The 12,092-nt window shown below is 65.2% G+C and carries 12 protein-coding genes; 5 read left to right on the top strand and 7 right to left on the bottom strand.

Translation table 11 applies throughout. The features are described from left to right. Nucleotides 1-8: 8 nt before the first annotated feature. A complete protein-coding gene (locus NLM25_RS15040; protein WP_254117693.1) occupies nucleotides 9-197 on the bottom strand; it encodes a hypothetical protein in 189 nt (62 codons plus the stop codon). A 265-nt stretch (nucleotides 198-462) separates the two neighbouring features. On the opposite strand from NLM25_RS15040, the gene NLM25_RS15035 reads away from it, so the two are divergent. After that, the gene (locus NLM25_RS15035) at nucleotides 463-1,440 is read left to right on the top strand and encodes a DUF2336 domain-containing protein (RefSeq protein WP_254137452.1); all 978 of its coding nucleotides are present in this window, start codon (nucleotides 463-465) and stop codon (nucleotides 1,438-1,440) included. Between the two features lie 143 nt (nucleotides 1,441-1,583). Here NLM25_RS15035 and NLM25_RS15030 read toward each other — a convergent pair whose 3' ends face one another. The 3 genes from NLM25_RS15030 to NLM25_RS15020 are packed head-to-tail and all read right to left on the bottom strand — an operon-like array spanning nucleotide 1,584 to nucleotide 4,572. After that, entirely contained in the window at nucleotides 1,584-1,928 is a 345-nt protein-coding gene (locus NLM25_RS15030; RefSeq protein WP_254141182.1) for a DUF1491 family protein, read from the bottom strand. A 57-nt stretch (nucleotides 1,929-1,985) separates the two neighbouring features. Beyond that, nucleotides 1,986-2,699, bottom strand: a complete 714-nt coding sequence (locus NLM25_RS15025; protein WP_254137451.1) for a peptidoglycan-binding protein — start codon at nucleotides 2,697-2,699, stop codon at nucleotides 1,986-1,988. Beyond that, nucleotides 2,692-4,572: a PAS domain-containing sensor histidine kinase gene (locus NLM25_RS15020; RefSeq protein WP_254137450.1), complete on the bottom strand. Its 1,881-nt coding sequence runs from the start codon at nucleotides 4,570-4,572 to the stop codon at nucleotides 2,692-2,694. Before NLM25_RS15020 ends, NLM25_RS15025 begins: the two co-directional genes overlap by 8 nt. A gap of 408 nt (nucleotides 4,573-4,980) precedes the next feature. On the opposite strand from NLM25_RS15020, the gene NLM25_RS15015 reads away from it, so the two are divergent. Together NLM25_RS15015 and NLM25_RS15010 are read left to right on the top strand one after the other, a co-directional pair. Next, a complete protein-coding gene (locus NLM25_RS15015) occupies nucleotides 4,981-5,409 on the top strand; it encodes a DUF5330 domain-containing protein (protein ID WP_254117688.1) in 429 nt (142 codons plus the stop codon). A gap of 67 nt (nucleotides 5,410-5,476) precedes the next feature. Next, nucleotides 5,477-5,905, top strand: coding sequence for a SufE family protein (locus NLM25_RS15010; RefSeq protein ID WP_254117687.1), 429 nt, complete (start codon nucleotides 5,477-5,479; stop codon nucleotides 5,903-5,905). A 183-nt stretch (nucleotides 5,906-6,088) separates the two neighbouring features. On the opposite strand, the gene NLM25_RS15005 is transcribed toward NLM25_RS15010, so the two are convergent. Together NLM25_RS15005 and NLM25_RS15000 are read right to left on the bottom strand one after the other, a co-directional pair. Further along, nucleotides 6,089-6,505, bottom strand: a complete 417-nt coding sequence (locus NLM25_RS15005; RefSeq protein ID WP_254117686.1) for a MucR family transcriptional regulator — start codon at nucleotides 6,503-6,505, stop codon at nucleotides 6,089-6,091. 160 nt (nucleotides 6,506-6,665) lie between these two features. Then, nucleotides 6,666-7,526 carry a DUF308 domain-containing protein gene (locus NLM25_RS15000; protein WP_254117685.1) on the bottom strand — a complete coding sequence of 287 codons (861 nt, stop codon included), beginning with the start codon at nucleotides 7,524-7,526 and terminating at the stop codon, nucleotides 6,666-6,668. Between the two features lie 311 nt (nucleotides 7,527-7,837). On the opposite strand from NLM25_RS15000, the gene NLM25_RS14995 reads away from it, so the two are divergent. Together NLM25_RS14995 and NLM25_RS14990 are read left to right on the top strand one after the other, a co-directional pair. Then, nucleotides 7,838-9,487, top strand: a complete 1,650-nt coding sequence (locus NLM25_RS14995) for a glycosyltransferase family 39 protein (protein WP_254137449.1) — start codon at nucleotides 7,838-7,840, stop codon at nucleotides 9,485-9,487. Between the two features lie 192 nt (nucleotides 9,488-9,679). After that, a complete protein-coding gene (locus NLM25_RS14990) occupies nucleotides 9,680-10,459 on the top strand; it encodes a class II aldolase/adducin family protein (RefSeq protein ID WP_247496511.1) in 780 nt (259 codons plus the stop codon). 197 nt (nucleotides 10,460-10,656) lie between these two features. Here NLM25_RS14990 and NLM25_RS14985 read toward each other — a convergent pair whose 3' ends face one another. Beyond that, nucleotides 10,657-12,051 (bottom strand): M20/M25/M40 family metallo-hydrolase, encoded by a 1,395-nt coding sequence (locus NLM25_RS14985; RefSeq protein WP_254137448.1) that lies wholly within the window; start codon nucleotides 12,049-12,051, stop codon nucleotides 10,657-10,659. Between the last annotated feature and the right edge of the window lie 41 nt (nucleotides 12,052-12,092).

Here is a 12,092-nt window from a genome sequence, read left to right as displayed (position 1 = left end):
GCCGGATGCTAGCGGCGGCGACGACGGCGCCCCGGCGCTGTGCCCTGCTCCGGCCCGCGATCGCCGCTGGTTTCGTCCGTCTCGCGCTCGATGCGAATCACGGGGAGGATCAGAATCGTTCCCGTTTCCGTGCGCGGCGTGGCATCCCCCGGCGAGCCTGCCCGGCGACCGGCCGGAAATTCGATGATGGTCCCCATATCAGCTCTCTATCAATTGCCGCGCGACCCGGCGCGCTCGTGCAACATGCATTCATTAAGATCAGTTCATGGTTAACGGGATGTAAACGCACTTTCCGGACCGTAGCCGCACGGGCCCTGGCCATGTCCTGGCGCGGCGTCCCGTTGCGGCACGATCACCCTCAAATCGAGGGATCGGCTTCACGGCTCGTTTTCCTTAACGAGCCTTTAAAGGAACCTGAGATAGGCTCGGGCTGAGTATCTTTTCCAGGTCGCGTATCCCTCCATGACCAAGTCGCTGTTTCCCGGATTCGACGGCCTGATGAGCCTCTCCCGTCGCGAAGGCGTCGATGTTCGACCGACGCTGCTGCGCGTGCTGACGGACCTCTATGTCCAGGCGCCCACCCACAGCGACGACGAGCAACGCCAGTTCATCGAGCTCGCAACGCGGCTGATCGACCAGGTCGATGATGCGACGCGCGCCTCCGTCAAGGCGAAGCTTGCGATCTATCCGCAGACACCCGTCCCGGTCCTGCAGAAGCTCGGGCTGGTCGCCGCGCAGGAGGGCCGCAGGGTTCCGCTCGCGCGCGAAATTCCCGCTCCCGCGCACGCCCCGTCGCCTGCCCGCACGCCGACCGACGCCGAGCAGCGCATGGCCGCGAACATGGCGATGCAGCCGAAGGAAGCGGCCGAGATCCACGACATGTTCTTCAACGCCGGTGCGCCCCAGCGCGCGCTGATCTTGCACAATCTGGCGCAGACGCCGCTGAAGGCCGCGCCGCGGATTCCGACCGTGCGCGCCAGGCGCGCGATCCAGATCCTGGAGATGGCGGCGATCGCCAATGACGTCGAGAATTTCACCTATGAACTCGGCGACAGCCTGATCCTGCCCTCGCGCGTCGCAGCGCAGATCGTCGACGATGCCGGTGGCGAAGCGCTCGCGGTCGCCGCGCGCGCGCTCGACATGCCGAGCCCGAACTTCCAGCGCATCCTGTTGTTCTTCAAGCCGGAGATCGGCAATTCGGTCGATGCGGTGTACCGCCTGTCGCGGCTCTACGACCGGCTCGGCGACCGCTCCGCGCTGGTGATGCTGGCAGCCTGGCGCGGCTCGACGCTCGCGGTCACGCGTGCAAAATACCAGTCCTCGCTGCATGACAGCGAACGCCAGCGCGCGCGTGCGGGCGCAAGCCAGTCGCGGCCGGGCGTGCAGCCCGGCTCGAGCCAGGCTGTGCGGACGGGTACTGGCGGATCGTCGGATCGCTGATTTGCTCGGGCGCTGCCGCTGAGACGCGCGACGCGCCCCAGGCTCGTCATTGCGAGGAGCCCTTGCGACGAAGCAATCCAGAACCCCTCCGCGGAAAGATTCTGGATTGCTTCGCTGCGCTCGCAATGACGGTGAGGCAGCCGTTACATCTTCGCCAGCTCCAGAAAATGCCGCCCGGTGCGGTCCTCAGTCTCGACGATCCAGGCATCCGGATCGAAGCGGATTTCCTTGCTCAGCCGTTCCTCGATGGTGTGTTCCGGCAAGGGCTGCGCCGCGACCGGCACGAAAAAGCGATCGACGGGGCGGCCATCATCATAGACGGTCTGCGGCGCGGGCGCATACAGCATCGCGTTGCCGTCGAGCAGTGACACCTTCACGAACACCGCCCCTGCTTCCTCCGCGCCGCGACGACGCACGGCCCCGAACACGCCCTCGGTCTGGCACCGGCGCAAATAGGCTGAGACCCAGATATTTGATTTCAAACGCATGACGCGCACGATAGGCCAGTGATGCAATCAGCACCAGCCTCCGCATGCCGATGACGACTATTCGACGGGATGGCCGATCGCGGCGCCGAGTTCGCGGAGCAGGCGGTCGGACACCTGGCCGGTGACCTGCATCTTGTGTTCGCGCTCGAATTTCTGGATCGCCGACTGCGTCTCCGCACCCATCGTGCCCGTGATCTTCAAATTGCCGTAGCCATATTCGGACAGCGCGCGCTGCACACCGGCGATACGCCGCGCGGCCGGGCTCTGCTGTACGGGAATCGGCGCCGGCGGACGCGCGACGGCGACGGAAGGAGGTGCCGACGTGGTTTGCTTGACCAGATTGGTCATGGGATCGCCCGAGCGCGGCGTCGATGCGGTCGCCTCGACCGGCTTCTCCGGGGCCTTCTCGGCGGCGCGCTCGGCAGGTCTGGGCTCGGCGCGGAACTCCGTCGCTCTCGGCTCGAGCGGCGAGGTGTCGGCGCCGACGGGGCGCGGACGCGGCAAGGGGTTCGACAACGGCACGGACGACGGCGCGGGAAGATTGATCACGGTGCCGAACATCGGCGCCGGATGCCGTCCGATCTGAAGGAACAGCGCGTTGGCAACGATCGCGCCGACGGCGGCGACGGCGACGAAACCTGCCAGCGTATCCTTGGGGCTGTGCAGCAGCACGCGCATCACGAGGTTGCGCTCGGTCTCGACATCGATGACCGCGGCCTTGGCGCCGCGGCGGCGCGGTGCGGCTTCGTCCTTGGCAGACTTCTTAGGCACTTTTCTTCACCAGAGCGGGTTGGTCGTGAAGTTGGTCGTGAATTTGGTCGTGAATTTCCTGGCGCAGCACCGGCGTCAGCGTCGCGATCTTGCTCTCGGCCGGCATTCTATCGGAAGGCCTGGCCTGCGGCGGTGTGTAGACGAGCGGCAGCTTGACGGTGACGGCGGTGCCCTCGCCCAGCCTGCTTTGTACCGTCAATTCGCCGAGATGCAACGCCACGAGACTCTTCACGATCGAAAGGCCGAGGCCCGTGCCTTCGTGGCGGCGCTGATAGGTCTTGCCGGCCTGGAAGAACGGCGCGCCGATGCGCTTGAGATCGTCCGCCGCAATGCCGACACCGGTGTCGCTGATGCGCAGCGTGAGCTGCGAGCCCGTCACCGCGGCTGATACGGAGACCTGACCGCCGCGCTCGGTGAACTTGATGGCGTTGGCGACGAGATTGAGCACGATCTGCTTGAAGGCGCGCGGATCGCCGGTCATGACCGGCAGGTCCTGCGGCGCATCGGTGATGAGATCGATGCCGTTCTCCCGCGCCTTCAGCGCCAGCAGATTGCAGCAATGCAGCAGCGAGGCGCGCGGCGCGAACGGCTCCGACGCGATCTCGAAATTGCCCGATTCCATCTTCGACATGTCGAGGATGCCGTTGACGACCGACAGCAGATGCTGGCCGGAATCGTTGATGAGCTGGGCGTATTCCTTGCGCTGGGCCGCGCCCAGCATCAGGGTCTGCTCCTGCGCGATCATCTCGGAGAAGCCGATGATGGCGTTGAGCGGCGTGCGCAGCTCGTGGCTCATGGTGGCGAGGAAGCGCGTCTTGGCGGCATCGGCCGCCTCAGCGGCGCTGCAGGCCTGATCGAGCGCCTGCTCGGAAAGCTTGCGATCGGTGACGTCGCGCATCACGCCAACGACTTCCGCGTCGCGCATGGCATCGAGGTCGAGATTCTGGCGGCCCGTATCCTGGTCGAGCGGCCGGCAGCGCATCTCGACCCAGATGAAATCCTGACCGCGTTCCGATCCGGTCGGCTCCCGCCGCAGCCGGAACTCGACGCTGCGCACGTCGCCGCGGGCGGCATCCGACAAAGCGGTGAGATAGGCCGGACGATCGGCGACATGGACGCGGTCGAACAGGCCGTGGCCGAGCAGCTGCGCCACGGGCATGCCGAGCATGACTTCCGCCGCCGGCGAGATGAACTGTACCGCGCCGTTGCGCTGATGCCGCGAGATGACGTCACTCATGTTGCGCGCGAGCAGGCGATAGCGCTCTTCCTCGCGCGACAGCAGCGTCACGCTGGCGCGCGCGAGCGACTCCGCACCGAAGGCGAGGCCCGCGGCATAGAGTGTCGCCGAGACGACGCCGAACGCCATCAGCACACCGCGTTCCGCGGCACTGGTGTCACCAGCCGGCAGCCAGCCGAGCTGGCTGACAAGGATCAGGACGCCGGCGCAGGACAGCGCAAGCAGGGAGGCGAAGGCCGCGACGCGGCGCGAGGCCGACAGTGCGGCTTCCAAGGGAACCACGACCAGCCAGATCGCGGCGAATGATTCGATGCCGCCGGTGGTGCCGGCGATCGCCATGACCAGGCCGGCGAGCGCCAGCGACGACAGCACATGGGCGCCCTCATAGCGGCCGGTGCGCGACAGGAACCATGACAGCAGAATGGGCGCTATCAGCCAGGCGAAGGCGGCGACCTCGATCGCGCTCGGCGCGCCGCGCATGGCGAGATAGATCGGGAATGCGGCAAATGCCGCCAGGCTGCCGAGCAGCCGCGGCGCCATGAAGGCACGATGGCGCGCTCGCGTCAGCGCGTCGTAACGCGCGGAGGGATGCAGCAGCGCATCGAGACAATCGCGGATGATACTCAAAACTGTCACGGGTCTCGCGCTTCGGCTCACTCGTCTTAGAAGACGCGCCGGAACGCCTCCTTATCGTTGAGCCACCGTGTCAGAGCGACCTTAAACGAGTGCTAAGGCAATGCGGCCTGCCGCCGGACACCGTGTCATCGCAGAGATTTTTAGGCGATTTGACGATGTCATCATCGCGGATGGTGAACACAGGGTTTCACCGTGCCCCGCATGGTTTCGAATTGGTGGATATGCAAAGGCGGCCGAATTGCGGCTCCGCCGTCAATCGAAAATTTACGACACCGGGCCTTGCAAAGATTCCGGCGTAAATTTTCCGCGAATTAAGCGGAAGGCAATCACTTGCGATTTATCGAGAGTTGCTAGGTCCGACGCCTCGCGGAGATCGCCGCGGCGGGATCTAACATACAGGTCGATAAGATGCGCTTTCTGCTCCGCATCACATTCTGGCTCGGGCTGGTGCTGGTGCTCCTGCCGCGGGACAAGACTCCCGAATCGGAGAAGCTGCCGCAGATCGGCGCTGCCGATGCGGTTCAGGCTGCGACCGCGGCCGTCTCCGACGTGACCCAGTTCTGCAAGCGCCAGCCGGCGGCCTGCGAGGTCGGCGGACAGGCCGCGACCATCATCGGCCAGCGCGCTCAGGACGGCGCGCGCAAGATCTACCAGATCATCAACGACAAGAAAGAGCAGCTCGAGAAGACCGACAAGAACGACAAGAAGGCGCCCGATCACACCGGCTCGATCGCGCTGGCCGGCGAAGGCGACGCTGTTGCGAGCGAGGCGCCGCGCGACACCCTGAGCCAGGACGACCTCGCGCTGGAATGGCGCGGCCCCCAGGCGGCGAATTAGCCCCCAAACCCTATCGATTTCACGTCCTCGCGTCCCTATATTGGCCTGAACGGGAACACGGGCCAGCATGACGACGATCGACGAAATCAGGGACAATTTCGAGCTTCTGGACGAGTGGGACGACCGCTACCGGTACGTCATCGAGCTCGGCCGCACCCTGGAACCGATGCCCGAGGCCGAGCATTCGGCCGCGAACAAGGTGAACGGCTGTGTCAGCCAGGTCTGGCTCCAGAAGCTGGTCGACCGCAGCAATGGTGCGCCGATCCTGAAGTATCGCGGCGACAGCGACGCCCACATCGTGCGCGGGCTGGTCGCGATCGTGCTCTCGCTTTACTCCGGCCGCACGCCGCAGGAGATCCTCGCCACCGATGCGATCGCGGTGTTCAACGAATTCGGCTTTCGCGATCATTTGACGCCGCAGCGCTCCAACGGCCTGCGCTCGATGGTCGAGCGGATCAAGACCGACGCGAAAGAGGCGCTCGCGGACGCGTCGTGATGCCGTAGGGTGGGCAAAGCGGAGCGTGCCCACCATTCTTATCGCGATTGAAGAATGCTGGTGGACACAGCGCAAGGGTGCCTTTGCCTACCCTAAGACATCTCGCCCGCGGCCATCCTTCGAGACGCCCGCTTTGCGGGCTCCTCAGGATGAGGGCGGAGTGTGTTGCAAGCTACAGCAGCTCTACTTCCGCTTCCGCTGCTGCTGTCCGAGGCCCATCTGCTTTGCCAGTTGCGAGCGCGCGACGGCGTAATTCGGCGCGACCATGGGATAGTCGGCCGGCAGGCCCCATTTCTCGCGATATTGCTCCGGGGTCATGTTGTACTGGGTGCGCAGATGGCGCTTCAGCGACTTGAAGCGCTTGCCGTCTTCCAGACAGACCAGATAGTCCGGCGCGATCGATTTCTTCAGCGACACTGCAGGCTTTGCCGGCTCGAGCGGCGCGCTCTCGGCGCGGCCCGACGAGACCCGCACCAAGGCGCCATGCACCTGGCTGATCAGGTTCGGGATCTCGGCCGCCGGCGTCGGATTATTACCGACATAGGCGGACACGATGCTCGCCGTCAGCTCAATGAAATTCTTAGCCCCGGCATCCGACATGGGCTCGACCTTTCTCTCGCCTTGCGTCTCGCGGGATTGACGACGTCAGAGTATTCCGTGTCAACAATACGTTCGGCTGAAATAAGACGACTGACGAATATTGAGCCGGTTACTGACGAAGTGACAGCAACGATGCCGCTCTACTTGGACGCAGCCGGTCTCAGCCGCGCTGATCGAGATGGGCGCGCAGTTCGTCGATCGAGGCGAAGCGCATCATGCCTTCGGGCATCTGCGCTTCGATCGAGCCGTCGGAATAGAGCGAATAGGCCATGCCGTCGACGATCCCCGATTTGAGCACGGTCACGGGCGCCTGGTCAGCCGCCGGCGCGGGTTCGGGTGCAGGCGGCGGCGGGGGCTCATCAAAGGCGGACGGCGAGCGCGGCGGCGGGCGGCGCGCGGCCGGCGGTTCCGGCGGCCGCATACGGTCCGGCCTCGGCCAGGCATCGTCGAAGCTCGCAGGCGGACCATCCGGCGCGGCGGGCTCCGCGGGCTCGTCACGAGGCTGCGGCGGCAAACCCTCGGTCGCCTTCGCCTCCGCACGCTCGCGCTCCTTGCGGGAGGTCGAGGCGAACAGCAGGTTGCGACGGCGCGGCGTTTCCTGAACCGCAGGCGGCGTTGGGGCTTCCGGTTCCGGCGGCGGCTCGACGCGCGGACGCTCGCGCGCGGCGGCTTCACCCTGCCATGGCGGCGGACCTGCGGCCGGTGGCGGCGGTGGCTCGATTTTCATCGCCGGTGCCGGGAACGGTTCGGATACCGGCGCACTGGGCATCGCGAGGCCCGGCAGCACGGGCCTGACCCGAACCTCCGGCGCGGCGGATGCGGCCAGCCGACGGGCGATGCCCTTCAGTTCCAGGACCACGACGTGGAGGCCGGCCAGTAACATTCCGGAGCAGACGCCAATGGTTCCGGCGATTATCAGGGTGCTGCCGAGGCTGAACTCCCTGACGGTGAAGCCGAACACGATCGCAAGGAGGCCCGCCAGGACGGCGAAAATCCCCGCAATCAACAATGCCAACGTCATCGCACTCACCCCCGGCCGCGTACCGACACGCGGCACCCGTCACGCCACGATACCGTCATACGGTGTTCCACGCCAACGGCGAATTAAAGCCCGCGTTCCTAAAGGGAAGGAAATCAGGGACTTATTCACATTCCCTTCAGCTACGGCCCGCTACTTCTACCTGCTCTCAAGTTTCTGGATTTGCTGCGTCGCATCAGGAATTTAGCCATAATGCCCAATTACTTGGTAATGGAACTGCGCTATAGGGATTCCGGGGAAGTGGCCCGCGGGCACCAGCAGGGCCAAGAGGGGATTCCGGGTCACCAATAGCCATGACATCCATCACGACTTCGGCGATCGACACGCCTCTGCGGCGCTCGGTTGAACGGACTTGCGACGATCTCGCCATGCTGGTGCTGGCTGCGGTCGCCGTCACTGCAGGCTTGACCTTCCGCGATTACGGGCTCGGCTGGGACGATTACACCCACGCTGAATATGCCGACCTCCTGCTGCGCATGTTCGGTTCCGGCTTCAGGGACACCGCGGCGCTCTCCTTCGCGAATCTCTACATGTATGGCGGCGGCTTCGACATGGTCGCGGCCCTCCTGCACAAGGTCATTCCGCTCGAGCTGTTCGAGACGCGGCGTCTGCTCGGCGCCATCGTCGGCGTGATCGGGCTTGCGGTGACGTGGCGGGTCGGCCGCCGCATCGGCGGGCCGCTTGCCGGCCTTGCCTCGCTCCTGCTGCTCGCGCTCTGCCCGATCTTCTACGGCCACATGTTCATGAACCCGAAGGACGCGCCCTTCGCGGTGGCCATGATCATCCTGATGCTCGGCCTCGTCCGGCTTGCCGAGGAATATCCGCAGCCCTCGCCGCGCACGATCCTGATCGTCGGCCTGGGTGCGGGCCTCTCGCTGGGCTGTCGCGTCCTCGGCGGCCTTGCGCTCGTCTATGCCTTGATCGGCTTCCTGCCGCTCTTGCTGGAGGAACTGCGCAACGAGGGCCTGCGCGAGGCTATCAGGCGTTTCGCCCATGTCGTCTACGTGCTGCTGCCCGGCCTCGTGTTCGGCTACCTCGTGATGGGCCTGATCTGGCCGTGGTCGATCATGGAGCCCGGCAATCCGTTCGAGGCGCTGACCTACTTCTCGCATTTCTTCGAGAAGCCCTGGAAGGAGATGTTCGACGGCGCGATCGTGTCCGTGCCCGACATGCCCTGGTCCTATCTGCCGACGCTGTTCGCGCTGCAACTGCCCGAAGTGATGCTCGTGCTGATGGGCGGAGCCGTGGTCAGCACCTTCGCCATGCTGCCGCGGCGCGAGGTTCCGGCGCGCCGCAAGACCATCCTGTTGATGCTGACGCTGGCGGCGACCCTGCCGCTCGCGATCGCGATGGTGAAGCGGCCGGCGCTGTACAACGGCATCCGCCACTTCGTCTTCGTGATCCCGCCGATGGCGGTGCTCGGCGGCGTCGCCTTTGCCTGGGCGATGGAGCGCCTGCGCACCAACCACCGCACCTGGCAGCCGGTCGTGCTCGCGACCTTCTGCTTCGGCCTCGCGCTCTCGCTGGCCGAGATGATCCGGCTGCATCCCTACCAGTACACGCATTTCAACCACATCGCCGGCACCGTGCGCGCCGCCGACGACCGCTTCATGCTGGACTATTGGGGCCTCGCGCTGAAGCAGGCCTCGGACGAGCTGCGCGAGCAGATCGTCGAGCGGCAGGAAGTGCCGCCGGGCAACCGCAAATGGAAGGTCGCGGTGTGCGGTCCGCAGCGCCCGGCCCAGGTGGCGCTCGGGCCCGACTTCACCATCGGCTGGGATTCCAACGCGGCCGATTTCGCGATGACGCTCGGCGAGTTCTACTGCAAGGGCCTCACCGCGCCCGTGATGGTCGAGATCAAGCGCGACGACGTCGTGTTCGCCCGCGTCTACGACATCCGCGGCCGCAGCATTTCCAGCCTGCTGTCGATCCCGGCGCCGTAAGGATTTTCTCCGCGTAGCCCGGATGAGCGAAAGCGACATCCGGGGCTACCTTCGCTTCCGCCTTCGCTCTCCGAGCTACGGCGGACAAGCATGCGGGCGACGCTTGACTGCCGCGCTCTTGACGCGCCTTGCTGCCAGACCCGACCGAGACTAGGCTCCCTCCCCGCAACAACGATGTTCGGAGAGATAGCCATGTCGCCAGCGGAAGCGCGCCTGAAGGAAGTGCCGTCGAACATGACGGAGGCGGAGTGGCAGCAACGGGTCAATCTCGCCGCCTGCTACCGCCTCGTCTCGCTCTACGGCTGGGACGATCTGGTCGACACCCACATCTCCGCGCGCGTGCCCGGCCCCGACCATCACTTCCTCATCAACCCCTACGGACTGATGTTCGACGAGATCACGGCCTCGAGCCTCGTCAAGGTCGACCTGCACGGCAACCAGCTCTCCGAGAGCGAGTACAGCATCAACCCGGCCGGCTTCACCATCCATTCGGCGATCCACGAGGTGCGCGAGGACGCAATCTGCGTGCTGCATCTCCACACGCTCGACGGCACCGCGGTGTCGAGCAGCGCGGAAGGGCTGTTGCCGCTCAACCAGACCGCCCAGCTCGTCACCCACGACCTCGCCTATCACGACTATGAAGGCATCGCGCTCGATCACGACGAGCGGCCGCGGCTTCAGAAGGACCTCGGCGACCACAATCACATGCTGCTGCGCAATCACGGCACGCTGACGGTCGGCCGCTCGGTGGCCTCCGCTTTCGAGCGCATGTACCATCTCGAGCGCGCCTGCTCGATGCAGGTGCGCACGCGCGCGCTGGGCACGCCGGTCTATCCGGTCGACGACGTCGCGATCGACAAGAACACCGAGCTGCTCGCCAACCGCGACCGCGCCGAGCTGCGCGCCACCAACCTGGTATGGCCGCCGCTGCTGCGCAAGCTCGACCGCGAGTTGCCGGGTTACCGGTCTTGAGATTTTCGCAAATCTGAGGTAGTGTCTCTGTCGAACTACCTCTGCACGTTCTGGAATGAAACGCCGTCCAATCCCGGGCGGCGTTTTTATTTGGGGGCGTAGGGTGGATTAGCGAAGCGTAATCCACCATGCTTCAGCGAATGCGGGACGAAGTTGGTGGATTACGCCTCCGGCTAATCCACCCTACGGCACCGTGCCTATTTCACTTCGGCGAGCGCCGCGAGAATCCGCGCCCAGGAGCGGATACCCTTCTGGAAGCTACGGAGGTCGTACTTCTCGTTCGGCGAGTGGATGTTGTCGTCATCCAATCCAAACCCGACCAGCAGCGAGTCCAGCCCAAGTGTCCGCTTGAAGTCGGCGACGATCGGGATCGAGGCGCCGGAGCCCATCAGCACGGTCTCCTTGCCCCACTCCTCTGTCAGCGCCTTGCTGGCGGCGGCGAGCGGTTTCATGTTCCAGTCGAGCGCGACCGCGGGCGCTGCCGAGTGGTCGCCGAACTCGACCTTGCAGTCGCCGGGAATGCGCGCCGTCACGTAGTCGCGAAACGCCTTGCGGATCTTTTGCGGGTCCTGCCCCTCGACCAGGCGGAACGAGACCTTGGCTGAAGCGTGCGACGGGATCACCGTCTTGGAGCCTTCGCCGATATAGCCGCCCCAGATGCCGTTGACGTCGCAGGTCGGACGCGAGGAGGCCTGCTCGATCAACAGCCGGCCCTTCTCACCGGCGGGGATCGACAGGCCGATCGGCCTCAGGAACATCTCGGGCGTGAGGTTGAGCTTCTTCCACTGCTCCAGGATGTCGGGCGGCAGGTCCTTCACGCCGTCATAGAAGCCGGGGATGGTGATGCGGTTGTCGTCGTCGAACAGGCTGCCGAGAATTTTCGTCAGCACCCGGATCGGGTTCATCGCGCTGCCGCCGAACACGCCGGAATGCAGATCGCGGTTGGCCGCGGTGATCTTCAGCTCTTCATAGAGCAAGCCGCGCAGCGACGTCGTGATCGCCGGCGTGTTGCGGTCCCACATGCCGGTGTCGCAGACCAGCACGTAGTCCGCCTCGAACTCGTCCTTGTTGGCCTCGATGAAGGGCACGAAGTTCTTCGAGCCGACCTCCTCCTCGCCTTCGATCAGGAAGGTGATGTCGATCGGCAGCGATCCCGTCACCTTCTTCCAGGCGCGGCAGGCCTCCACGAAGGTCATCACCTGGCCCTTGTCGTCCTCGGCGCCGCGCGCGACGATGATCTTGCGGCCGTCGGCATGGTCGGTGACCACGGGCTCGAACGGCGGACGATGCCAGAGATCGAGCGGATCGACCGGCTGCACGTCGTAATGACCGTAGAAGATCACATGCGGCCGTCCGCCTGCACTGGTCTTGCCGACGATGGCGGGATGGCCGGCGGTCGGTCTCACTTCAGTGGCGACGCCGAGGCTTGCGATGTCCTTGGCGAGATGCTCGGCCGCCGCGTTGCAATCCGCGGCAAAGGCCGGATCGGCGGAGATCGACTTGATCCGCAACAGCGAGAACAGACGCTCCAGGCTGTTGTCAAACTCCTTGTCGATGTGGTCGAGCACGGATTGAAGCTGCGCATTGGCCATTGTCGTATTCCCTGCTTTGGGTCTCGAGAAATCGGGGGCTC

The organism is Bradyrhizobium sp. CCGB01 (assembly GCF_024199795.1).
GTDB lineage: Bacteria > Pseudomonadota > Alphaproteobacteria > Rhizobiales > Xanthobacteraceae > Bradyrhizobium.
Note: the sequence above shows the minus strand (reverse complement) of the source record. Positions and strands in the feature narration are given on the sequence as shown.